The sequence below is a fragment of the Streptococcus sp. NCTC 11567 genome, assembly GCF_902141215.1.
GTDB lineage: Bacteria > Bacillota > Bacilli > Lactobacillales > Streptococcaceae > Streptococcus > Streptococcus dysgalactiae.
Map to the genome: position 1 here is coordinate 228,474 of NZ_LR595857.1, position 24,442 is coordinate 252,915.

Genomic DNA, 24,442 nt, shown 5'->3' on the forward strand with positions numbered 1-24,442 from the left:
TTGTGTTCTTACTGATTAGAAAAGAGAATGACAATGCAAAAACAATGGTGGCATAAGGCAACAATTTATCAAATTTACCCAAGATCGTTTAAAGACACTAGTGGCAATGGGATTGGCGATTTGAAAGGTATTACCAGTCAGTTGGATTACCTGCAAAAACTTGGCATTACAGCCATTTGGTTATCACCAGTTTACCAATCACCCATGGATGACAATGGCTACGACATCTCTGACTATGAAGCCATTGCAGAAGTTTTTGGGAACATGGACGACATGGATGACCTCTTAGCAGCAGCTAATGAGCGCGGCATTAAGATTATCATGGACTTGGTGGTCAACCACACCTCTGACGAGCATGCCTGGTTTGTTGAAGCTAGAGAAAATCCCAATAGTCCTGAGCGTGATTACTATATTTGGCGTGACGAGCCAAACAACCTCATGTCTATTTTTTCAGGCTCTGCTTGGGAATTAGACGAGGCATCAGGGCAGTATTACCTGCATTTGTTTAGCAAGAAACAGCCTGATTTGAACTGGGAAAATGCTCAGCTGCGCCAAAAAATTTACGACATGATGAATTTCTGGATTGCCAAGGGCATCGGTGGTTTCCGGATGGATGTGATTGACCTGATTGGCAAGATTCCAGATTCGGAAATCACGGGTAACGGGCCGCGCTTACACGATTACCTCAAAGAAATGAATCAAGCAACCTTTGGAAATCATGACGTGATGACTGTCGGTGAGACTTGGGGGGCAACGCCTGAAATTGCTCGCCAGTATTCTCGCCCTGAGAACAAAGAGTTATCCATGGTCTTCCAATTTGAGCATGTGGGCTTGCAACACAAACCAAACGCTCCTAAGTGGGATTATGCGGAAGAACTGGATGTTCCTGCTCTTAAAACCATTTTCAGCAAGTGGCAGACAGAATTAAAGTTGGGAGAAGGCTGGAATTCACTTTTTTGGAATAACCATGACTTGCCACGGGTTTTGTCTATTTGGGGCAATGACAGCATCTATCGTGAAAAGTCTGCTAAGGCTTTGGCTATTTTGCTTCATTTGATGCGAGGCACTCCTTACATTTACCAAGGGGAAGAGATTGGTATGACCAACTATCCTTTTAAAGACTTAACTGAGGTTGATGATATTGAGTCACTCAACTATGCTAAGGAAGCTATGGAGAATGGGGTACCAGCTGCGCGTGTGATGAGTAGTATTCGCAAGGTGGGACGAGACAATGCCAGAACGCCAATGCAGTGGTCTAAGGACACACATGCTGGCTTTTCTGAAGCCCAAGAGACTTGGCTGCCGGTCAATCCTAATTATCAGGAGATTAATGTGGCTGATGCCCTTGCTAACCAGGATTCCATTTTTTACACCTACCAACAACTAATCGCCTTGCGTAAGGATCAAGACTGGCTAGTTGAAGCGGATTATCACCTCTTGCCAACAGCTGACAAAGTGTTTGCCTACCAACGACAATTTGGAGAAGAGACATATGTGATTGTTGTCAATGTGTCTGATCAAGAGCAAGTCTTTGCCAAAGATTTAGCGGGTGCAGAAGTGGTCATCACCAATACAGATGTGGACAAAGTGTTAGAGACCAAGCACCTACAACCTTGGGATGCCTTTTGTGTGAAGCTATCAGTTTAACCTATTGTTGTGACATTAACAGCCAACCGGAGGAATTCCGGTTGGCTTTTTTGGTCTTCTAGGGTGTTTGCTTGATAGCAAGAAAGGCTTTTATTTGCTATTGCAAGCGTTTGCGTAATGTGTTAAGATAAGTTTGTTAGAATCTTTTACCAATAGGGAGGTCTTATGATAAAGAGAGTCACACAAGGGTCTAAACAGTACAAATATGCCATCAAAAAGTTGAGCATAGGTGTTGTATCCGTAGCAACTGGGGCTAGTATCTTACTTTACAGTCCACAAGTTATGGCACAAGAAAGTAGCCCAGAAACTGGGGTCACGCAGACTCAAGTAGAACATGAGAAGCAGGCAACAGAACAAGCTGATTCAGTTGTTAATGAAGCGGTTAATGCAAGCGCTGGCCTAACTCCAGAAAGTTCTGAGAAAAGGACGGAAGCGGTCGGCGATTCAAGTCAAGCGACCGAGCCTCAACTGTCAACCAATCAAGCAGATGCTTCCCAAGCTGACAAAATCAGTGAATCAGCTAAGCCTCTTGCGACTGATGCAGCAGCAAAAGCTCCAGCGATTTCGGATAATCATTTGCGGCTGCATTTAAAAGCATTGCCAAAAGACCAGTCGCTTGATAGTTTGGGCCTTTGGGTATGGGATGATGTGGACCAGCCTTCAAAAGATTGGCCAAATGGTGCCATTCCGCTAGCAACTGCTAAAAAAGATGATTATGGCTATTATCTTGATGTCAAATTAGCAGAGAAACAACGGAAGCAAATCTCTTACCTTATCAACAACAAGGCTGGGGAAAACCTTTCAAAAGACCAGCACTTCCAGTTGTTAACGCCAAAAATGAATGAAGTTTGGATAGACGAGAATTACCATGCGCACGCTTATCGACCTTTGAAAAAAGGTTACCTTCGAATCAACTACCACAATCAATCGGGACACTACGATAACTTAGCTGTCTGGACCTTTAAAGATGTCAAAACCCCAACGACCGACTGGCCAAATGGACTTGACTTGTCACATAAAGGGCCTTATGGTGTTTATGTGGATGTGCCTCTAAAAGAAGGTGCCAAGGAGATTGGTTTCCTAATCTTAGATAAGAGCAAGTCAGGCGATGCCATCAAAGTTCAACCTAAGGACTACCTTTTCAAAGATCTAGACAATCACACTCAGATTTTTGTCAAAGACACTGACCCAAAAGTCTACAACAATCCTTATTATATTGATCAGGTTAGTCTCAAAGGAGCTGAACAAACCACGCCAAATGAGATTAAAGCCATTTTTACGACCTTAGATGGGCTTGATGAAGATACGGTGAAACAAAACATCAAGATCACTGACAAAGCAGGGAAAGCTGTTGCAATTGATGAGTTGACACTTGACAAGGATAAGTCTGTAATGACATTAAAGGGTGATTTTAAGGCACAAGGTGCAGTCTATACTGTTACATTTGGAGAAGTTAGCCAAGTCGCTCGCCAATCCTGGCAATTAAAAGATAAACTCTATGCTTACGATGGTGAACTTGGAGCTACCCTAGCTAAGGATGGTTCAGTTGATTTAGCACTATGGTCTCCGAGTGCTGACAGTGTTAAGGTTGTCGTTTACGATAAACAAGATCAGACAAAGGTGGTTGGTCAAGCTGATTTGACCAAGTCGGACAAGGGTGTTTGGAGAACCCATCTGACTTCTGATAGTATCAAGGGCATTAGTGATTACACAGGCTACTATTACCTCTATGAAATCACGCGCGGTCAGGAAAAAGTCATGGTTTTGGACCCTTACGCCAAATCTCTAGCCGCTTGGAACAATGCGACCGCCAATGATCAGATTAAAACCGCTAAGGCTGCCTTTGTCAACCCAAGTCTCGCTGGCCCGAAAGACCTTGATTTTGCCAAAATTAACAACTTTAAAAAACGTGAAGACGCTATTATCTATGAAGCACATGTGCGAGATTTTACCTCAGACCCAAGTCTTGACGGTAAATTAAGGAATGAGTTTGGAACATTTGCTGCTTTTATAGAGAAACTCGATTACCTCAAAGAGTTAGGAGTTACCCATGTTCAGCTGCTTCCGGTTTTGAGTTATTTTTATGTCAATGAGCTGGACAAGAGCCGCTCAACAGCTTATACGTCTTCAGACAATAATTACAACTGGGGTTATGACCCACAACACTACTTTGCCCTTTCTGGCATGTATTCGGCAAATCCTAACGACCCTGCTTTACGTATCGCAGAGCTTAAACAGTTGGTAAATGAGATACACAAGCGTGGCATGGGTGTTATTTTTGATGTGGTTTATAACCACACGGCTAGAACTTATCTCTTTGAAGATTTGGAACCCAACTATTATCACTTTATGAATGCTGACGGCACAGCAAGAGAAAGCTTTGGTGGAGGTCGTCTAGGAACGACACATGCCATGAGCCGTCGTATCTTGGTGGATTCGATCACTTATTTAACCCGTGAATTCAGGGTGGATGGGTTCCGTTTTGACATGATGGGTGACCATGATGCGGCAGCCATTGAGCAAGCTTTCAAAGCAGCTAAGGCCATTAACCCTAATACCATTATGATTGGTGAAGGCTGGCGTACCTACCAAGGTGATGAAGGGAAAAAAGAAACAGCAGCCGACCAAGACTGGATGAAGGCAACTAATACGGTTGGGGTCTTCTCAGACGATATTCGAAACACCCTCAAATCAGGTTTTCCTAATGAAGGCACAGCGGCCTTTATTACCGGTGGCGCAAAAAATCTAGAAGGTTTATTCAAAACAATCAAAGCACAACCTGGTAATTTTGAAGCGGATGCCCCAGGAGATGTAGTGCAGTATATTGCAGCCCACGACAATCTGACCTTACATGATGTTATTGCTAAATCCATTAATAAGGATCCTAAAGTTGCCGAAGAAGAGATTCACAAGCGTATTCGTTTAGGAAATACCTTGATTTTAACCGCTCAAGGGACGGCCTTTATCCATTCTGGTCAGGAATATGGACGGACCAAACACCTTTTAAATCCTGACTACAAAACAAAGGTTGCTGATGACAAGGTGCCAAATAAGGCGACCCTGATTGATGCCGTAGCAGAATACCCTTATTTCATCCACGATTCTTATGATTCGTCTGATGCGGTCAATCATTTTGACTGGGCAAAGGCAACAGATGGTCAAGTGAATCCAATCAGCTACCAAACACAGGCTTACACCAAGGGCTTAATTGCCCTTCGTCGCTCAAGCGATGCTTTCAGAAAAGCAAGTATGGCAGATGTCAACCGTGATGTGACTTTAATTACCCAAGCTGGTCAAGGAGATATTCAAAAAGATGACTTGATTATTGGTTACCAAACCATTGCTTCCAATGGGGATCGCTACGCTGTTTTTGTCAATGCGGATAGCAAAGCGCGCACCGTGGTCTTACCAGACAGGTATCGTCATTTGTTAGGAGCACAGGTGCTTGTGGATGCTGAGCAAGCTGGTGTTACTGCCATAGCTAAGCCTAAGGGAGTCCAGTTTACCAAAGAAGGCTTGACTATCGATGGACTGACTGCTATTGTCTTGAAAGTGGCAGCAGGCGTAGTGGAGGCACCAAGCCAAACGCAGCAAGCAAGGTCTGAACAGTCAGTAAGGCCAGTGTCAACGGCTGTTTCTAAGGCCAGTCCTTTGATGACACCATACCAGAAACCTCAACAAGCTAGCCTTCCTCAAACAGGCGAAATGACCTCAAAAGGGTTATTGGCAACTGGGATGACGATGCTAATAGCAGTTTTTGGGCTCTTTACTAAGCGTCAAAAAGACTAACCATCGTCGCTAACAGAATCTGATAGACATCAGGTTCTGTTTTTTTGAGCATTTTAATAAAACGGCTGTGCTGTGATGATTTTTTGAGCGTCAAAAAAGAGCTGGGTCAACTTTCCTATGAGAGGAGTTGATCTAGCTCTAGCCTAATGATATTAATTGCCAAATACGGGCAAGATGCCAAAGAAAATAAAAAGATTGATCCAAAACGCACCACAAAAGAGTAAGCCAAATAGGATGAGCCCCCACCGCTTGCTGATAGCTCCCATCAAAATAGTCAGGATACCGAGGATGAGAAACCCTTTTTGCATCACTAAAAAGTAAAGGTTATAACCCAAAACCATTGTATCCCATCTAACAAAAAACATGGCCAGCCATAGCAGGCAAACTAAGACGAGGTAGGGTTTGGCATAGCGATTGATAAGGGGTCTAAACTGTGCTAACATTTGGCTAAGTTCCTTTCTATGAGGGCGCAAAGAGAGTCGTATTACCTTAGTTTTATTATAAAAGAAAATGGTAACCCTTTCAAGACGGAATTAGTTGAGAAAGCCACTCCTTTGGTGTATGATAAGGGACAAGACCAAGACAAAGGAGATTAGCAATGACTTTTGAAGAAACCATAGCTCAGTTTACAACGGTGGAAATCGGTGAGGTAAAACAAGCCATCGAGAATGGCAAAGATATGATTGTGTTTTTAGGGCGTTCAACCTGTCCTTTTTGCCGCCTTTTTGCTCCAAAACTGGCTCAAGTTGCTGAGGATCATCAGAAGAAGGTGTTCTTTGTTAATAGTGAAAATCCCATTGATGCCGAAGCCCTTCAAGCCTTTCGCCAAGAGTATCACTTAGCGACTGTCCCAGCCTTGTTGGTGATTCACAGTGGTCAAGTGAGAGCCGTTTGTGATTCCAGTTTGACAGAAAGTGAGATCCTGGATTTTTTAACGACGAGAGAGTAGGGTTCTGACCTGGCTTTCTCTGTCAGAAAATAAGGTCTTGCCTTGCTATACGCTTCTATTTTTGTTATAGTAAGACATGACTTTTATAGAATAAAAAGGAGACATTATGGGATTTCCAACAATTTTAATGTTTGTGGTGATGCTTGCCTTGATTTGGTTTATGCAACGCCAACAAAAGAAACAAGCACAAGAGCGCCAAAATCAATTGAATGCGATTGAAAAAGGTGATGAAGTTGTCACAATCGGTGGCATGTTTGCCATCGTTGACGAAGTTGATTCAGCGGCTAAAAAAATCGTTTTAGATGTGGATGGGGTTTTCCTAACCTTTGAATTGTCTGCTATCAAACGTATTGTCACCAAAGCAACTACCGACCTTACACCTGTTGAGGCAGATGAGGTAGTAGTGGTTGATGAGCCGGCAGTTGAAGCGACAGATGACACTGAAAGTGCTATTGAAAGAAACTAAAAAGACTAAAAGTTTGGAGGGAAATTTCCAAGCTTTTTCTTTTGCATCGCTTTTTTTGAGGAAACAGGATAGCTACCGTTATCATCTTTTTTGACAAAGGCATCAAAAAATGTCAGTTATTAGTCAGATGCTTGACAGGCAGATGACACCTAGTAATAAAAAGTGAGCCAAACGGGGCGAAATATGATAGAATATGAGATAAGTATGCTTATCAATAAGGAAAAAACATGTTTGGATTAAAAGCGAAATCAAAAAAAGTTGTTTTGGATAAAATCCCAAAACACATTGGAATTATTATGGATGGCAATGGGCGCTGGGCAAAAAAACGGTTAAAGCCTAGAGTCTTTGGTCATAAAGCGGGAATGGATGCCTTGCAGGACGTGACCATTGCCGCCTCAGACTTAGGTGTCAAGGTCTTGACAGTCTATGCCTTCTCGACAGAAAACTGGTCTCGTCCTCAGGATGAAGTCTCTTTTATTATGAATTTACCAGTAGAGTTTTTTGACAAATACGTGCCAACTTTACATAAAAATAATGTTAAGGTGCAAATGATTGGAGAAACTCATCGCCTGCCTGCAGACACCTTGACAGCGCTAAATGCTGCCATTGATAAAACCAAGCGTAATACTGGCTTGATTTTAAATTTTGCCCTCAATTATGGTGGTCGTGCAGAAATTACCAGTGCTGTTCGTTTGATTGCCCAAGACGTCTTGGACGCTAAGTTAAATCCTGGTGACATTACAGAAGATTTGATTGCTAATTACCTGATGACGGATCATTTGCCATATCTTTACCGTGATCCTGATTTGATTATTCGCACAAGTGGGGAGTTGCGCTTGAGCAATTTCTTGCCTTGGCAGTCAGCTTACAGTGAATTTTATTTCACACCAGTCTTGTGGCCGGATTTTAAAAAGGCAGAGCTACTAAAGGCCATTGCGGATTATAACCGCCGCCAACGTCGTTTTGGCAAGGTCTAAAAGGAGATAGTTATGAAAGAACGTGTTATCTGGGGAGGAGTAGCAGCAGCTATTTTTCTACCTTTTCTCATTATAGGAAACCTACCATTCCAATTATTTGTAGGCGTTTTGGCCATGATTGGGGTATCAGAATTACTGAAAATGAAAAGATTAGAAGTCTTTTCGTTTGAAGGGGTATTTGCCATGTTGGCAGCCTTTGTCTTGACGGTTCCAATGGATCATTACCTCACCTTTTTGCCGATTGACGCTAGTTTTGCAGGGTATGGGCTCTTAGTCTTTTTCCTTTTAGCAGGAACTGTCTTAAATAATAGAGCTTACTCTTTTGAAGATGCCACCTTCCCTATTGCAGCCAGTCTCTATGTTGGAATTGGTTTTCAAAATTTAGTCAATGCACGCATGTCGGGAATTGATAAAGACTTGTTAGCCTTATTTATCGTTTGGGCAACAGATATCGGTGCCTATATGATTGGTCGCCAGTTTGGTAAACGCAAACTATTGCCTAGTGTGTCGCCCAATAAAACAATTGAGGGGAGTTTAGGCGGAATTGCCTGCGCAGTCCTTGTTTCCTTTGTGTTTATGCTAGTTGACCGTGCTGTTTATGCGCCTCATCACTTTTTGGTCATGCTGGTTTTAGTGGCGCTCTTTTCGATTTTTGCCCAATTTGGAGATTTGGTTGAAAGTGCCATTAAACGACATTTTGGTGTGAAGGATTCTGGCAAACTAATCCCGGGGCATGGTGGTATTTTGGACCGCTTTGACTCCATGATTTTTGTTTTTCCCATCATGCATCTATTTGGACTGTTTTAAGCAATAGCCAACAGTGTTTTTGCACGTTTAAGGGTGACTTACGCAAAGCCTGAGAACAGCAAGAACTCAATAGAAATAATAGACTGAAAGGAACTCTATGTTAGGAATAATAACCTTTATTATTATTTTTGGGATTTTAGTCATTGTCCATGAATTTGGGCATTTCTATTTTGCCAAAAAATCTGGGATTCTTGTCAGAGAATTTGCCATTGGTATGGGCCCCAAAATCTTTTCGCATGTTGACCAAGAAGGAACTCTCTACACCTTGAGAATTTTGCCTTTGGGTGGTTACGTGCGTATGGCTGGTTGGGGAGATGACAAGACAGAAATCAAGACTGGGACACCAGCTAGCTTGACGCTAAATGAGCAAGGGTTGGTCAAGCGCATCAACTTGTCTCAAAGTAAGATTGATCCCACTAGCCTGCCCATGAATGTCACCTCCTATGATTTGGAAGATGACCTTAGTATCACCGGTTTGGTTTTGGATGAGACCAAGACTTATGCTGTTGACCATAATGCAACCATTGTTGAAGAAGACGGTACTGAGATTCGAATCGCTCCGCTTGATGTGCAATACCAAAATGCTAGCATTGGTGGCCGCTTAATCACTAACTTTGCTGGCCCTATGAATAACTTTATTCTAGGGATTGTGGTTTTTATCCTCCTTGTTTTTTTACAAGGTGGTATGCCAGATTTTAGTAGCAATCAGGTCCGTGTGCAAGAAAATGGTGCCGCTGCTAAAGCTGGTATCCGCGACAATGACCGGATTGTCACTATCAATGGTCATAAGGTCAAGGATTGGGCAGATTTGACCGAAGCTGTCCAAGCGTCTACTCGCAATCTAGGTGCTTCCGAAACGATTAAGGTGACTTACAAATCAGGTCAAACCCTAAAAACCGTCGCTATTAAGCCTCAAAAACAGGGCAATCAATATGCTCTAGGTGTGAAGGCAAGGTTGAAAACAGGTTTTGTTGATAAGCTTCTAGGCGGTTTAGAATTGGCTTGGAATGGTGCTTTTGCTATTTTGAACGCCTTGAAAGGTCTGATCACTGCCTTTAGTTTAAATAAGCTAGGTGGTCCAGTTGCCATGTACCAAATGTCTAATCAGGCTGCCCAAAATGGCTTAGATTCTGTCTTATCTCTCATGGCAATGCTCTCTATCAACTTGGGAATTTTCAACTTAATTCCAATCCCTGCCCTTGACGGTGGGAAAATCTTGATGAATATTATTGAAGCCATTCGTCGTAAACCTTTGAAACAAGAAACAGAAACCTATATCACTCTTGTTGGGGTTGCCATCATGGTTGTACTGATGATTGCCGTGACGTGGAATGATATTATGCGAGCTTTCTTCTAAAGAGACTCGCTTCAATAAAAGTAACCTGTTACAAGAAAATTCAAAGCCGACCGAAAATACGGCTTAATGACTTACCACAGAATGAAAGGAATACACATTCAATTCTCTATTGAATAGCCCGATTGGCAAGCAATCCCAAACTTTTGGGAATAGCAGTCGCCTCTGGCCTTGTATCAAAACGTACTAATTTATGAAACAAAGTAAAATGCTTATCCCAACCTTGCGCGAAATGCCAAGTGACGCTCAAGTAATTAGCCACGCGCTTATGGTGCGTGCAGGTTATGTGCGCCAAGTTTCCGCTGGTATCTATGCTTATTTACCACTGGCAAACCGTACCATTGAGAAATTCAAGACCATCATGCGCGAAGAATTTGAAAAAATTGGTGCCGTAGAAATGTTAGCACCAGCCCTTTTGACAGCTGACCTTTGGCGTGAGTCTGGTCGTTATGAGACCTACGGCGACGACCTTTACAAGCTTAAAAACCGTGACAAATCAGACTTTATCTTGGGTCCAACTCATGAAGAAACCTTTACAACCTTGGTGCGTGACGCGGTTAAATCTTACAAGCAATTACCACTAAACCTTTACCAAATCCAAGCCAAATATCGTGACGAAAAACGCCCTCGTAATGGCTTGCTTCGTACCCGTGAATTCATCATGAAAGACGGTTATAGTTTCCATCCAAATTACGACGACTTGGATGTGACTTATGAAGACTATCGTCAAGCTTATGAAGCTATTTTTACCAGAGCAGGTCTAGACTTCAAAGGGATTATTGGAGATGGTGGTGCTATGGGTGGTAAGGATTCTCAAGAATTCATGGCTATTACACCAGAACGTACAGACCTTGACCGTTGGGTGGTCTTGGACAAATCTATCCCAAGCCTCGCAGATATTCCAGAAGAGGTTCTAGAAGAGATTAAAGCAGAATTGACAGCTTGGATGATTTCTGGTGAGGATACTATCGCTTACTCTAGTGAATCAAGCTACGCTGCCAACCTCGAGATGGCAACTAATGAATACAAACCGTCATCAAAAGTCGCTGCTGAAGATGCCTTGACAGAAGTGGAAACACCAAATTGTAAGACCATTGATGAAGTGGCTGACTTCCTTTCAGTAGATGAAACGCAAACCATCAAAACCTTGCTCTTCATGGCCGACAATGAGCCTGTTGTTGCTTTGTTAGTTGGTAATGACCAAGTTAACGATGTTAAACTGAAAAATTACCTTGGAGCAGACTTCTTAGAGCCAGCTAGCGAAGATGACGCACGTGCCTTCTTTGGCGCAGGTTTTGGCTCACTTGGACCTGTCAACTTGGCAGAGGGTAGCCGCATCGTGGCTGACCGCAAAGTGCAAGACCTTGCTAATGCTGTGGCAGGAGCCAACAAGGACGGATTCCATTTGACAGGGATTAATCCAGGACGTGATTTCCAAGCTGAATACGTTGATATTCGTGAAGTCAAAGAAGGAGAAATGTCTCCAGATGGTCATGGTATTCTCCAGTTTGCGCGCGGTATCGAAGTGGGTCATATTTTCAAGTTGGGCACTCGCTACTCAGATAGCATGGGAGCAACTATTCTTGATGAGAATGGCAGAGCCGTTCCAATTGTCATGGGATGCTATGGTATCGGTGTTAGCCGTATCCTGTCTGCTGTCATTGAACAGCATGCCCGTCTCTTTGTGAACAAGACACCAAAAGGTGATTACCGTTATGCTTGGGGCATTAACTTCCCTAAAGAATTGGCACCGTTTGACGTGCATTTGATTACGGTTAATGTCAAAGACCAAGCAGCACAAGACCTAACGGCGACATTAGAAGCAGACTTGATGGCTAAAGGCTATGAGGTCTTGACAGATGACCGTAACGAACGTGTTGGTTCAAAATTCTCTGATAGTGATTTGATTGGCTTGCCAATTCGTGTCACTGTTGGCAAAAAAGCCGCTGATGGCATCGTGGAAATTAAAATCAAGGCAACTGGAGACAGCATCGAAGTCACTGCTGATAACCTTATTGAAACCCTTGAAATTTTGACAAAAGAACAATAAAAAATGAAGAGGTTGCCTGTTTAGAGTAGCCTCTTTTTGATATACTACACCTATGACAGATAATCGTTTCAAAGAATTAATAGCGGCAGACAAGGATATGATGACCATTTTAACCATTATTGCAAGTCTGCCTTTGAGGGATGCCTGGTTAGCAGCAGGAGCTATTCGGAATTTCATCTGGAACCAGTTGGCCTATGGTATTGGTTTTGATGCAGATACTGATATTGATGTGGTGTTTTTTGACCCTAGTTTGCCTTACGAAGCGAATCAAGTTGTCGAAGATTTCCTTAATAAAAAATTTCCAAATTATCGTTGGGAAGTTCGAAATCAAGCTTATATGCACAGCCATTGTCCTAATACCGAACCGTACTTATCAACGTGTGATGCCATTTCAAAGTACCCCGAGCGATGCACAGCTATTGCTCTTAGGCGGATTGATGACCAGCTGGAACTGTTTGCCCCTTATGGGTTAGCTGATGTCCTAGCTTTTGAATGCCACCCGACCCCTCATTTTCTATCAGATAAGGAGCGGCTTTTGCTTTATCAAAAGCGTTTAGTAGCGAAAAATTGGAAAGAGAAGTGGCCGAAACTCCGCTATTTTCTTGATTAGGTTAACAGAGAAGACAGGGGAGGAGACCAAGTTTCCTTCCTTTTCTTTCTCTTTTAAAACTCGAAAATAATCCTTAATTGTGATAAAATAGAGCTTAAGAAAATCGGGAGTAAACTATGTCAGACTTATTCGTTAAATTGATGGAACAGATAGAAATGCCGCTTGACATGAGACGTTCAAGTGCTTTTTCGTCTGCTGATATTATCGAGGTGAAGGTGCATTCGGTATCACGCTTGTGGGAATTTCATTTTGCTTTCGCGGAGATTTTACCGATTGCAACCTATCGTGAATTGCATGATCGTTTGATACGAACCTTTGAGGCGGCTGACATTAAGGTAACCTTTGATATTCAGGCTGCTCAGGTGGATTATTCAGATGATGTGCTTCAAGCTTATTACCAAGAAGCTTTTGAACATGCACCTTGTAATGGGGCTAGTTTTAAATCCTCTTTTGCAAAGCTCAAAGTGACTTATGAGAATGACAAACTCATTATTGCAGCGCCGCGTTTTGTTAATAATGACCATTTTAGAAAAAATCATTTGCCTAATTTGGTCAAACAATTTGAAGCTTTTGGCTTTGGCACCTTAACCATTGATATGGTGTCAGATCAGGAGATGACTGAGCATTTGACCAAGGATTTTGTTTCCAGTCGTCAGGCTCTTGTGGAAAAGGCTGTGCAGGATAATTTGGAAGCCCAAAAATCCCTTGAGGCCATGATGCCACCGGCTGAAGAAGCAACACCTGCTCCTAAATTTGATTATAAAGAGCGCGTGGCGCAGCGTCAGGCAGGATTTGAAAAAGCAGCCATCACACCAATGATAGAGATTGAGACCGAAGAAAACCGAATTGTCTTTGAGGGGATGGTTTTTGATGTGGAGCGCAAGACCACTAGGACAGGTCGCCATATCATCAACTTTAAAATGACAGATTATACCTCCTCGTTTGCTCTGCAAAAATGGGCCAAAGACGATGAGGAGCTCCGTAAATTTGATATGATTGCTAAGGGGGCTTGGTTACGGGTACAAGGGAATATTGAGACCAATCCTTTTACGAAGAGTCTCACCATGAATGTCCAGCAGGTCAAAGAAATTGTACATCATGAGCGCAAAGACCTGATGCCAGAAGGGCAAAAACGGGTTGAGTTTCATGCCCACACCAATATGTCTACCATGGATGCCTTACCGACAGTAGAAAGCTTGATTGATACGGCAGCCAAGTGGGGACACAAGGCGGTTGCTATTACCGACCATGCTAATGTGCAAAGTTTTCCTCATGGCTACCATAGGGCTCGCAAAGCTGGGATTAAGGCTATTTTTGGCCTAGAAGCCAATATTGTTGAGGACAAGGTGCCTATTTCTTATGATCCTGTTGATATGGATTTGCACGAAGCTATCTATGTGGTCTTTGACGTGGAAACCACAGGCCTATCTGCTATGAATAATGACCTGATTCAGATTGCGGCTTCCAAAATGTTTAAAGGAAATATTGTAGAGCAGTTTGATGAATTCATTGATCCTGGGCATCCTCTTTCTGCCTTTACCACCGAATTGACAGGGATTACCGATAAGCATTTGCAGGGCGCCAAGCCATTGGTTACCGTCCTAAAAGCTTTTCAGGACTTTTGCAAAGATAGTATCTTGGTTGCCCACAACGCCAGTTTTGACGTGGGCTTTATGAACGCCAATTATGAACGCCACAACTTGCCCAAAATCACACAGCCTGTGATTGATACCTTAGAATTTGCTAGAAACTTGTATCCTGAATACAAGCGTCACGGTTTGGGACCGCTCACCAAGCGTTTCCAAGTGAGTCTAGACCACCATCATATGGCCAATTACGACGCGGAAGCCACAGGACGTCTTTTGTTTATTTTTCTAAGAGATGCCAGAGAAAAGCATGGCATCAAAAACCTTTTACAACTCAATACAGATTTGGTGGCTGAGGATTCTTACAAAAAAGCGCGGATTAAGCATGCGACTATCTATGTGCAAAATCAGGTTGGTCTTAAAAATATGTTTAAGTTGGTCAGCCTTTCCAATATCAAATATTTTGAAGGGGTTCCTCGTATTCCAAGAACCGTCTTAGATGCTCACAGAGAGGGGTTGTTACTAGGAACAGCTTGTTCGGATGGGGAAGTTTTTGATGCCGTTCTGACTAAAGGAATTGATGCGGCGGTTGATTTAGCTAAGTATTATGATTTTATCGAAATCATGCCCCCAGCCATTTACCAGCCATTGGTTGTCCGTGAATTAATCAAAGACCAAGCAGGTATTGAGCAGGTGATTCGTGACCTTATTGAAGTAGGGAAACGAGCTAATAAGCCAGTTCTTGCTACTGGGAATGTGCATTATCTAGAGCCTGAAGAAGAGATTTACCGTGAAATTATTGTGCGTAGTCTCGGTCAGGGTGCCATGATTAATAGAACAATCGGCCGTGGGGAAGGGGCCCAACCTGCTCCCCTACCTAAAGCGCACTTTAGAACAACCAATGAAATGCTGGATGAGTTTGCCTTTCTTGGAAAAGACCTCGCTTATCAAGTGGTTGTGCAAAATACTCAGGATATGGCGGACCGCATTGAGGAAGTGGAAGTGGTTAAGGGAGACCTCTATACCCCGTATATCGACAAGGCTGAAGAGACGGTTGCCGAATTAACCTATCAAAAAGCGTTTGAAATTTATGGTAATCCTCTACCAGATATTATCGATTTGCGAATTGAAAAAGAGCTAACCTCTATCTTGGGGAACGGCTTTGCCGTGATTTACCTAGCGTCACAAATGCTTGTTAACCGGTCAAATGAGCGAGGCTATCTGGTTGGTTCTAGGGGATCTGTTGGGTCCAGTTTTGTGGCAACCATGATCGGGATTACCGAGGTTAATCCTATGCCGCCTCACTACGTTTGCCCGTCCTGCCAACATTCTGAATTTATCACAGATGGTTCAGTCGGATCGGGCTATGATTTACCTAATAAGCCTTGTCCAAAATGTGGCACCCCTTATCAAAAAGACGGCCAAGATATTCCCTTTGAGACCTTCCTTGGATTTGACGGGGATAAGGTACCCGATATTGATTTGAACTTCTCTGGTGATGATCAGCCGAGTGCCCATTTAGATGTTCGAGATATTTTTGGTGCTGAGTATGCTTTTCGTGCTGGAACCGTAGGTACCGTAGCAGAAAAAACAGCTTATGGATTTGTTAAAGGCTATGAACGCGACTATGGCAAGTTCTATCGTGATGCTGAGGTGGATCGTCTAGCAGCAGGAGCTGCCGGAGTAAAACGAACAACTGGGCAGCACCCTGGAGGAATTGTTGTTATTCCTAATTACATGGATGTTTATGATTTTACCCCCGTGCAATATCCAGCCGATGATGTAACGGCTTCTTGGCAGACAACTCACTTTAACTTCCACGATATTGATGAGAACGTCTTGAAACTTGATATCCTAGGGCATGATGATCCGACCATGATTCGTAAACTTCAGGATTTATCGGGCATTGATCCTATTACTATCCCTGCTGATGATCCAGGTGTTATGGCTCTCTTTTCTGGGACAGAGGTTTTAGGAGTCACTCCAGAACAAATTGGAACACCAACTGGCATGCTCGGCATTCCAGAATTTGGAACCAACTTTGTTCGCGGCATGGTTAACGAAACGCATCCAACCACTTTTGCAGAATTGTTGCAGTTGTCTGGACTATCTCATGGAACCGATGTTTGGCTTGGTAATGCACAAGATTTGATTAAAGAAGGCATTGCGACCCTAAAAACCGTTATCGGTTGTCGTGACGACATCATGGTTTACCTCATGCACGCTGGCTTGCAACCGAAAATGGCCTTTACCATTATGGAGCGTGTGCGTAAGGGCCTCTGGCTGAAAATTTCTGAGGAAGAACGTAATGGCTATATTGATGCCATGCGGGAAAATAATGTGCCCGACTGGTACATTGAATCGTGTGGAAAAATCAAGTACATGTTCCCTAAAGCCCATGCGGCAGCTTATGTTTTGATGGCCCTTCGGGTAGCTTACTTCAAGGTGCATCATCCTCTTATGTATTATTGTGCTTACTTCTCTATTCGTGCTAAAGCCTTTGAATTAAAAACCATGAGTGGTGGCTTAGAAGCCGTCAAGGCTCGGATGGAAGATATCAGTATCAAGCGTAAAAATAATGAAGCCACCAATGTGGAAAATGATCTCTTTACGACCTTGGAGATCGTGAATGAGATGCTGGAACGTGGTTTTAAATTTGGAAAACTAGACCTTTATAAGAGTAAAGCAACAGAGTTTCAAATCGAAGGGGACACGCTGATTCCACCATTTGTTGCCTTAGAAGGTTTGGGTGAAAACGTGGCGAAGCAAATCGTGAAAGCTCGTCAAGAAGGGGAATTCCTGTCTAAAATGGAACTGCGTAAACGAGGCGGTGCCTCGTCAACGCTCGTAGAAAAAATGGATGACATGGGTATTTTAGGCAATATGCCTGATGACAACCAATTAAGCCTATTTGATGATTTCTTCTAAACCTTTTCTTTTAGAAGATTCTGTGATAGAATAGGAAAAAATGTGTGAATAGGGGTTGGGATGCCAAACCAAGAGAGTTGACTTCTTGGATCATATCCCATTCCCTATTTTTATCAGAAATTGTTAATACTAATCAGTGACATATAACTGAGTGAGGAGTGAGAAATGAGTAACCTAGATAAGAATAGTGCCTTAAAAGCCATGGTGGTTTTTCGTAAGGCTCAGCGCACCTTAGATGCCTTTGGATCAGATGTGTTTAAGAATGCTAATTTGACCCCTACCCAGTTTAGTGTGTTAGAGGTTTTACATACCAAAGGGAGCATGCGCATTAATAACCTCATTGACTCCTTGTTGGCAACCTCAGGAAACATGACAGTGGTTTTGCGTAATATGGAACGAAATGGGTGGATTAGCCGTTGCAAAGATGACAAAGATAAAAGGGCTTATCTTGTGGAGTTGACAGATCAAGGCAGGGCCTTAATTGAAGACGCCCTTCCTAAACACATCAAGCGTGTGGAGCAAGCCTTCTCTGTTTTAACCGAAGCGGAACAGAAAGAATTAATCACTTTATTGAAAAAATTTAAAAACTTATAAACAAAGGGCTTTACAGTTTTTCCGTTTCACGTTATAATAACTACATAGTAATACTAGTCACTAACTAGTATAAAAGGAGAAACACATGTCTAAAAAAATTCTGTTTATCGTCGGATCATTACGCCAAAACTCATTTAACAAGCAAATGGCGCAAATCGCTGAAGAAATGATTGGCGATCGTGCAGAAGTTTCTTATCTGGATTATGCAGACCTTCCATTGTTTAACGAAGAATTGGAAGCTCAAGGTGTTCCAGCTATGGATCGTATTCGTAAAGAGCTTGAAGCAGCAGACCTTGTCTGGATCTTCTCACCTGTTTATAACTGGGCAATTCCTGGAACAGTGAAAAACTTATTGGACTGGGCAAGCCGTTCTCTTGATCCAAGCGATCATGCAGCAGCTTCATCAATCCACGATAAATTCTTTACAGTATCTTCCCTTGCAAATGGGGAATCACCAAAAGCTGTTTTCAAACATTACCGCGAATTGTTGCCATTTATTCGTACTAATGTTATTGGTGAATTTGCAGGTGGTCCAATTAACCCTGAAGCATGGGCAACTGGTAAAATTACCTTGTCAGAAAGCCTTCATGAAAAATTGGCTAACCAAGTTGAAGAAGTCCTCCAAGAGCTTCGTTAAGATCACTTATCCTCAATTCACAACTTAAAAGAGACTGGCCACAGAGCCAGTCTCTTTTAAGTTGGGTTTAGTCAAGAAGTAACAGGTTATCATCAGCTTTGAAAGGAGCTGTTGGATTGATACGATCGTAAAACATGACGCCGTTGATATGGTCGATTTCATGTTGAACGACAATAGCGTTATAACCTTTTAACTTGATTTTATGTTTTTCGCCAGTCTTGTCAAAATACTCTACGGTAACACGGGCGTGACGCACGACGTAACCTTCAACCACCCGGTCAACAGAGAGGCAACCTTCACCGTCAGCTAAAGCAGCATCTTGAACAGAGTGAGAAACAATTTTAGGATTGTAAAGAACTTCTTGCAAACTATAAGCTTCTTTTGGAGGGTTTCCTTCTTGATCAGGAAGGTTAGGAACTAGTACGGCGATGATACGTTTTGACACATCAATCTGAGGTGCGGCCAAACCAACACCCGCTCGAAGGCCTAGCTTCTCTCCCATGACAGGGTCTTGAGAATGCTTCAAGAACTGCATCATTTTTTCTCCTAGGAGAATATCCTCGTCACTTAGGGGCAGAGTCACTTCTTTAGCAACAGCCCTTAAGGTAGGATTCCCTTCACGAATAATGTCATCCATGGTAATGAGATGACTTGGTTTAATTATTTTATCTTGTGCAGACATGTCTACTCCTTTAATTTTTTTAACTGGATTTACTATATCACAAATTGATTCTTTTTAAAAGAAGCCACAAAAGGAAGTGGCAATGGTAGGGTTAAGCCGACAGGTGCTGAGAAATCAACCACCTATGTCAGTTTGAAAGAAACATGAGCAATTGGAGTTAAATCAGTTGCCATCTTGTGACTTTCCTTGTATAATCTCAATGATATCCAAACATGGAATCTTTAGAGAGAAAGATGACACTGTTTCTAAAAACCGGGAATCCCTAGTGGATTCCCTTTATTTTTGTCAGGAAAATGCAATCAGTCATTAGCGCTTAATTGAAGCAGGCCCTGCTGATCAATAATCCGATAGGTTTTGAAAGAGGTTCGTTCAATCATGCCTTGAAGGATGAGCTGATGAACCACTCGATGAAGGTGGCGATAGCTGGTCCCGAAACGGTCAGCCAGTAAGGTCAGGTTTAAATGAACTTTTTGCTGGTTCTCATGTGCAATGAGGTAAGAGGCTAGACGTTCTTTGACGGTATAGGTAATGTTGGTTGTAGAAGTGATATTTTGCTTGTAAAAGTTTTGAGCCAATCCTCGACCAATATGATAGAGGAAGTCTGCATCCGTCAGGAGGCTTTCTTTATGGGTGAGTGGCAGTTGAACAACATAAGCTTCATCAAGAACAATGACCGAAGTCACTGCTTTTTGATCGGTCATTAATTCAATATCGCCGATAAGAATGGGTCCGTTATGGGTTTCTAAAATGTGTTCTTTACCATTAAACAAGCGTCGTACAATTTTGATGTTGCCTTGCACCAAGTAATAAAGAGCCTTGAGTTCCTGGTCTTGTACACAAATGGCTTCTCCTTTTAGGTAGTGGGTTAGCTGCAGGTGTGGGTGGCTATTTTTTGGGAAAAATTCCTCCAGCCGATGCTTTGTTAAGTAGTATGCCAACAATTTGGTATCTGAAATCGTCTTCATGGGCTTTTTATGACCTAGGTCCTATTTTTATCGTTTTCTTTTGATTATACTGAAGGTAGCTAAAATATTCAAGGAAAGAGAGTCTCTTTGATGGTATCCCAAAAATCCCTTATTGAAAAAATAAGCCTCCTCAGTTTGTCCCTGATGATGGTTTCACCTTTTGCAGTGTCACCCGCCCTTCCTAAAATGATTGCTTATTATCAAGCGCAGGGCTATCAGGCGCAGTCTGTGGAAATCCTATTTTCCCTGTCCTCTTTTGCCATTTTAGGGGTTCTTCTCATTATGCCTTTCCTGAATCGTTTTTTGTCTGAACGTACAACAGTTGTAGTGGGGCTCCTTCTTTTGGCAGGTGGTGGAAGTTTTCCTGTTCTCAATCAAGCTTACCCACTTGTGTTTGGCTCACGGATTTTATTAGGGTTAGGTATTGGTCTGATTAATGCTCGCGCGATTAATATTATTAGTGAACGCTTTTCTGGTAAGGAAAGGATAACCATGTTAGGTTATCGAGGGTCAGCAGAAGTCTTAGGGTCAGCCTTCCTCACTTTTTTGGCGGGTTATCTGATTCCTTTTGGCTGGTCTTTGGCTTATTTGATCTATGGCTTTGGGTTTGTTATTTTAGCGCTTTACCTCCTTTTTGTACCTCCTATGATTTCTCATCAAGCTCCAGTAGCGCCACAAGAGCGTCAGAACTTATCACTAAAGCAATTGTGGCAGATTTTAGGGTTGGCTGGTTATGCTGGATTTGTCATTTTAGTCAATACTTCTAATACCTTGCGAATTCCTCAAGTGATTGATCAAGGTCAGATGGGGAGCGCCACACAAGCCAGTTTGATTTTAAGTTTGATGATGCTTATGGGCATTTTGGCTGGCATCAGTTTTGGTCCTCTTCTTATGTTACTAAAAGATAGGTTGATGGCTTGGGTTGCTTTTGTCTTGGGTTTGGGCATGTTAGTGTTATGGCAGGGAGACAATCTCTTTTTGGTAGCAATTGGTGCCCTATCAACTGGTTTTGTTTACAGTATCGGAGTAACCTATGTTTTTCATACTCTCTCGGAAAGAATTCCTAGTCATCAATTGACATCAGCCACGACTCTTGTCTTAATAGGGTGTAATCTGGGCGGCGGTGGTGCTGCTTTGGTTTTGCAGCTTCTATCCCACCTAAGTTCTGATTTAAAAGCCGCCTATCTAATATTTGCACTAGCAAGCCTTGGTTTAGCAACAGGACTTGCAGGTTATATCTGGTTTTTCAAGAAGCTTAATAAAACCACTTAGTGACTCGAGGGCGAAATAAACGAATAACAGTTGACCTAGCTTTTCGAATCTGCTAGAATAGAGTGGTCGAAAGACAAACCAACTTTTTCTTGGTTTTAGGAGTGCCAATCCTAGGACTCGGATTAAGCAAAAAAAGGAGACATTATTATGGCAATCTCAAAAGAGAAAAAAAATGAAATCATCGCACAATATGCACGTCATGAAGGCGATACTGGTTCAGTAGAAGTTCAAGTTGCAGTTCTTACATGGGAAATCAACCACTTGAACAACCACATCAAAGAACACAAAAAAGACCACGCTACTTACCGTGGATTGATGAAGAAAATCGGTCACCGTCGTAACTTGTTGGCATACCTACGTCGTACAGATGTTAACCGTTACCGTGAGTTGATCCAATCTCTTGGACTTCGTCGTTAATTTCAAGTTTAAAAAGTCCTCTGCTTATGCAGTGGGCTTTTTCATTTTTGACATGTTGTTTGTTAACTTACACATTTGGCTAGAATGGTCTAAGGCTGTTTTTTTAGCAGTTGATGATTTTATTTAACAACAAAAGGTATCTCAGTGATGAGGTATCTTTTGTTGTATCATGAAGAAAAAGGGAATCAATTCCCAGATTTGCCTATTTTTGGCCACCTTTTGAGGAACTTGTTACAATGATATCACCTGTTGAGTCCAATTGCAGTCAAAAATGACGTGAGACAATTGGACTCAATTTATCTTGAAAATGAAAACGCTTCATTTTATACTGACATTATAGGAGGAGATGACATGCTATCTCATGAGCTCATCAGAAACTATCAACTCTTTTCTAAATATAAAGGACATTCACTGGAGGCATTTGAATCCATATTAAAGACAAGCAAACGTCATATACTGGCAGATATTGCTAAAATCAATGACACGTTGTCACTCTATCAGTTACCCCTTATTGCTCTGGACAGGCAGCTGGTTTATCCGCCAGACCTTACTGAAAAGGACTTGTTGAATCGCATGCTACCTACCTTAGACGACTATCTCTTTCAAGATGAGCGTCTGGATATGATTATCATTTACATCATGATGGCTAAAGAATTTATCTCCATTAACCACTTGGAAAGCTTGTTACGGCTCAGCAGAAATTCCGTTATTGCTGATTTAAACTTGGTGCGTGATCGGGTACAAGCTTTTCAGGTAACTTTAGCTTACAATCGCCAGGATGGTTATTTTTTTGAAGGAGAACCCTTAGCCTTGCGGCGTCTCTTAGAATCAGCGGTCAGTTCTCTTTTGCAAGTCACATCAGGACCTTGGGTGTTCAGTTACTTATTGCATGAACTTGGTTTGCCCGACCAGACAAAAGTGATGGCAGCAACGTTGGAGGAACTGATCAGGGAGAACCACTTAACTTTTATTTCGGAGAAATTGAGGGATTTGATTTATTTTTTCTGCCTTCTCGCTCATCGACCATTTTCACGGAATGTAAGAGCTGAAGCAGTGGATACTTTTCCTTTAGCTTCGCCAGCTGTTAAAACGATGGTGGACCAGTTATTGGTCAACTTCCCCAGTCTAACCGAAGAAAAATATTTGGTTCAATCTAGGTTACTTGGTTGTATCCAAGGTGACTTAGAGTTAGTCTTTCAGCAGCCTATCTATGATATTATGGAGGAAATCATCAATTCGGTGGCGGTTAACACGGGATTGTCTATCACCGATACCCCAGAACTTCGTCAGAACCTATACAGTCACCTTTTGCCAGCTTATTACCGACTTTACTACGACATTAACTTGACCAATCCTTTGAAGGAACAAATCAAACAAGATTATGAATCTCTCTTTTACTTGGTCAAGCGCAGCCTTTCTCCTCTAGAAAAACAATTGGGGAAATCAGTTAATGAAGATGAGGTTGCTTATTTTACCATTCATTTTGGGAGATGGTTGCAGGCCCCTAAGAAGAGGCCAAGCAATCAGCTGGTAGCCTTATCTGTTTGCCCTAATGGCATTAGTTCGTCTCTGATGTTGGAGGCAACCTTGAAGGAACTTTTTCCACAGCTACAGTTTATTAGGATTCACCAGCTGGACAAAATAAAGTTGTTGGATCCAGCATCCTTTGATTTGATTTTTTCAACAGTAGCTTTTGACTGTGCTAAACCTGTTTATGTGACGCAAGCTTTGATGGGACCTGTTGAAAAAATGATGTTGAAAAAGATGGTCTGTGATGACTTTCATCTTCCCTTGTCAGAGCAATTCGCTTTGGATGATCTGTTGAGTATTATTCATAAACACACCACGATTACTAATAAAGAAGGACTTGTTAGTGATTTATCCCGTTACCTGATTGGTAACCATTTAACGCTTGAAAAAGGAGGTCTAGGACTATTGGACTTGTTAACAGCAGATTTTATTAGGCAGGCTGATGCTGTTTCGGATTGGCAAGAAGCGATTCGTTTGGCTGCTCAGCCTTTACTAGAACACCAGATGATTGAAACATCTTATATCGACGGCATGATTGATTCAGTCAATGAGCTTGGGGCCTATATTGTTTTAGCCCCTAAGGTGGCTGTTCCTCATGCGGCGCCTAAAAAAGGAACGCGGCAGTTAGGCATGTCTCTCTTACAACTAAAAGAACCTGTCAGCTTTGATTTGAAGCAAGAAGGTGATCCAGACAAGCAAGTGCAATTGATTTTTGTTTTGTCTGCTGTGGATTCTAGTTCACATTTGAAGGCTTTGCAGGAACTGTCGTTGATTTTAGATGATGATGAACATATTGAGCAATTAATTGAGGCTAAGAATACTGAGGAAATAATGAGTCTGATTAGCCATATGATTGAAAAAGGAGATGAATCACATGATTAAAATTGTAACGGTTTGTGGAAACGGTATTGGTAGTAGCTTGTTACTTCGCATGAAAGTAGAAGCTATCGCCTCTAGTTTGGGTATTGATGTGGATGCAGAATCCTGTGATTCTAATGCGGCTGTTGGAAAGGGTGCAGATTTATTTGTTACCGTTAAAGAATTTAAAGATATTTTTCCAGAGGATGCCAAGGTTTGTATCGTTAAAAGCTATACCAATCGTAAAAAAATTGAAGAAGATTTGGTTCCGGTTCTCAAGGAAATGAGTGGCAAGGAATAAGCCTTTAAAGGAGATAGGGAGAT

At 42.2% G+C, this 24,442-nt stretch carries 20 protein-coding genes; 17 read left to right on the top strand and 3 right to left on the bottom strand.

Translation table 11 applies throughout. The features are described from left to right. Positions 1-33 precede the first annotated feature (33 nt). Together FQT67_RS01280 and FQT67_RS01285 are read left to right on the top strand one after the other, a co-directional pair. Positions 34-1,647 carry an alpha-glucosidase gene (locus FQT67_RS01280; RefSeq protein ID WP_022554186.1) on the top strand — a complete coding sequence of 538 codons (1,614 nt, stop codon included), beginning with the start codon at positions 34-36 and terminating at the stop codon, positions 1,645-1,647. Between the two features lie 165 nt (positions 1,648-1,812). Then, positions 1,813-5,436 carry a pullulanase gene (locus FQT67_RS01285; RefSeq protein ID WP_046177208.1) on the top strand — a complete coding sequence of 1,208 codons (3,624 nt, stop codon included), beginning with the start codon at positions 1,813-1,815 and terminating at the stop codon, positions 5,434-5,436. Positions 5,437-5,588: 152 nt separating this feature from the next. On the opposite strand, the gene FQT67_RS01290 is transcribed toward FQT67_RS01285, so the two are convergent. Next, positions 5,589-5,879 (bottom strand): hypothetical protein, encoded by a 291-nt coding sequence (locus tag FQT67_RS01290; protein WP_012766514.1) that lies wholly within the window; start codon positions 5,877-5,879, stop codon positions 5,589-5,591. A gap of 18 nt (positions 5,880-5,897) precedes the next feature. Between FQT67_RS01290 and FQT67_RS10885 the strand changes: the two genes are divergently transcribed. The 11 genes from FQT67_RS10885 to FQT67_RS01340 all read left to right on the top strand — a co-directional run bounded on the left by FQT67_RS10885 (position 5,898) and on the right by FQT67_RS01340 (position 18,394). Continuing rightward, positions 5,898-6,032, top strand: a complete 135-nt coding sequence (locus FQT67_RS10885) for a hypothetical protein (RefSeq protein WP_261308892.1) — start codon at positions 5,898-5,900, stop codon at positions 6,030-6,032. Between the two features lie 2 nt (positions 6,033-6,034). After that, on the top strand, positions 6,035-6,385 hold the full coding sequence (locus FQT67_RS01295) for a thioredoxin domain-containing protein (RefSeq protein WP_003057937.1): 351 nt from the start codon (positions 6,035-6,037) through the stop codon (positions 6,383-6,385). Positions 6,386-6,491: 106 nt separating this feature from the next. Next, positions 6,492-6,851, top strand: coding sequence for a preprotein translocase subunit YajC (yajC, locus tag FQT67_RS01300; RefSeq protein WP_003061950.1), 360 nt, complete (start codon positions 6,492-6,494; stop codon positions 6,849-6,851). A 227-nt stretch (positions 6,852-7,078) separates the two neighbouring features. After that, positions 7,079-7,828: an isoprenyl transferase gene (locus FQT67_RS01305; RefSeq protein WP_003057878.1), complete on the top strand. Its 750-nt coding sequence runs from the start codon at positions 7,079-7,081 to the stop codon at positions 7,826-7,828. A 12-nt stretch (positions 7,829-7,840) separates the two neighbouring features. Beyond that, positions 7,841-8,635 (top strand): phosphatidate cytidylyltransferase, encoded by a 795-nt coding sequence (locus FQT67_RS01310; RefSeq protein ID WP_046177207.1) that lies wholly within the window; start codon positions 7,841-7,843, stop codon positions 8,633-8,635. Positions 8,636-8,732: 97 nt separating this feature from the next. Beyond that, positions 8,733-9,992 carry an RIP metalloprotease RseP gene (rseP, locus tag FQT67_RS01315; protein ID WP_046177206.1) on the top strand — a complete coding sequence of 420 codons (1,260 nt, stop codon included), beginning with the start codon at positions 8,733-8,735 and terminating at the stop codon, positions 9,990-9,992. 190 nt (positions 9,993-10,182) lie between these two features. Further along, positions 10,183-12,039: a proline--tRNA ligase gene (locus FQT67_RS01320; RefSeq protein ID WP_015016612.1), complete on the top strand. Its 1,857-nt coding sequence runs from the start codon at positions 10,183-10,185 to the stop codon at positions 12,037-12,039. A 52-nt stretch (positions 12,040-12,091) separates the two neighbouring features. Beyond that, positions 12,092-12,649, top strand: a complete 558-nt coding sequence (locus FQT67_RS01325; RefSeq protein WP_012766519.1) for a nucleotidyltransferase family protein — start codon at positions 12,092-12,094, stop codon at positions 12,647-12,649. Positions 12,650-12,765: 116 nt separating this feature from the next. Next, entirely contained in the window at positions 12,766-17,163 is a 4,398-nt protein-coding gene (locus FQT67_RS01330) for a PolC-type DNA polymerase III (protein ID WP_046177205.1), read from the top strand. A 165-nt stretch (positions 17,164-17,328) separates the two neighbouring features. Next, complete coding sequence (locus FQT67_RS01335; RefSeq protein WP_003057923.1) at positions 17,329-17,757, top strand: MarR family transcriptional regulator; 429 nt, start codon at positions 17,329-17,331, stop codon at positions 17,755-17,757. Between the two features lie 85 nt (positions 17,758-17,842). Continuing rightward, on the top strand, positions 17,843-18,394 hold the full coding sequence (locus tag FQT67_RS01340) for an NADPH-dependent FMN reductase (RefSeq protein WP_003057874.1): 552 nt from the start codon (positions 17,843-17,845) through the stop codon (positions 18,392-18,394). A gap of 67 nt (positions 18,395-18,461) precedes the next feature. On the opposite strand, the gene def is transcribed toward FQT67_RS01340, so the two are convergent. Together def and FQT67_RS01350 are read right to left on the bottom strand one after the other, a co-directional pair. Continuing rightward, positions 18,462-19,076 carry a peptide deformylase gene (gene def / locus FQT67_RS01345; RefSeq protein ID WP_003057870.1) on the bottom strand — a complete coding sequence of 205 codons (615 nt, stop codon included), beginning with the start codon at positions 19,074-19,076 and terminating at the stop codon, positions 18,462-18,464. A gap of 299 nt (positions 19,077-19,375) precedes the next feature. After that, on the bottom strand, positions 19,376-20,041 hold the full coding sequence (locus FQT67_RS01350) for a cyclic nucleotide-binding domain-containing protein (protein ID WP_015016615.1): 666 nt from the start codon (positions 20,039-20,041) through the stop codon (positions 19,376-19,378). Positions 20,042-20,131: 90 nt separating this feature from the next. Here FQT67_RS01350 and FQT67_RS01355 point away from each other — a divergent pair, with 90 nt between their 5' ends. From FQT67_RS01355 to FQT67_RS01370, 4 genes are all read left to right on the top strand, one after another. Then, positions 20,132-21,313, top strand: a complete 1,182-nt coding sequence (locus FQT67_RS01355) for an MFS transporter (RefSeq protein WP_042357826.1) — start codon at positions 20,132-20,134, stop codon at positions 21,311-21,313. A gap of 147 nt (positions 21,314-21,460) precedes the next feature. Continuing rightward, on the top strand, positions 21,461-21,730 hold the full coding sequence (rpsO, locus tag FQT67_RS01360) for a 30S ribosomal protein S15 (protein ID WP_003046456.1): 270 nt from the start codon (positions 21,461-21,463) through the stop codon (positions 21,728-21,730). A gap of 351 nt (positions 21,731-22,081) precedes the next feature. Then, a complete protein-coding gene (locus FQT67_RS01365; protein ID WP_046177204.1) occupies positions 22,082-24,142 on the top strand; it encodes a BglG family transcription antiterminator in 2,061 nt (686 codons plus the stop codon). Then, complete coding sequence (locus FQT67_RS01370; protein WP_002982644.1) at positions 24,135-24,419, top strand: PTS sugar transporter subunit IIB; 285 nt, start codon at positions 24,135-24,137, stop codon at positions 24,417-24,419. The genes FQT67_RS01365 and FQT67_RS01370 overlap by 8 nt, the downstream gene beginning before the upstream one ends. Positions 24,420-24,442 lie beyond the last annotated feature (23 nt).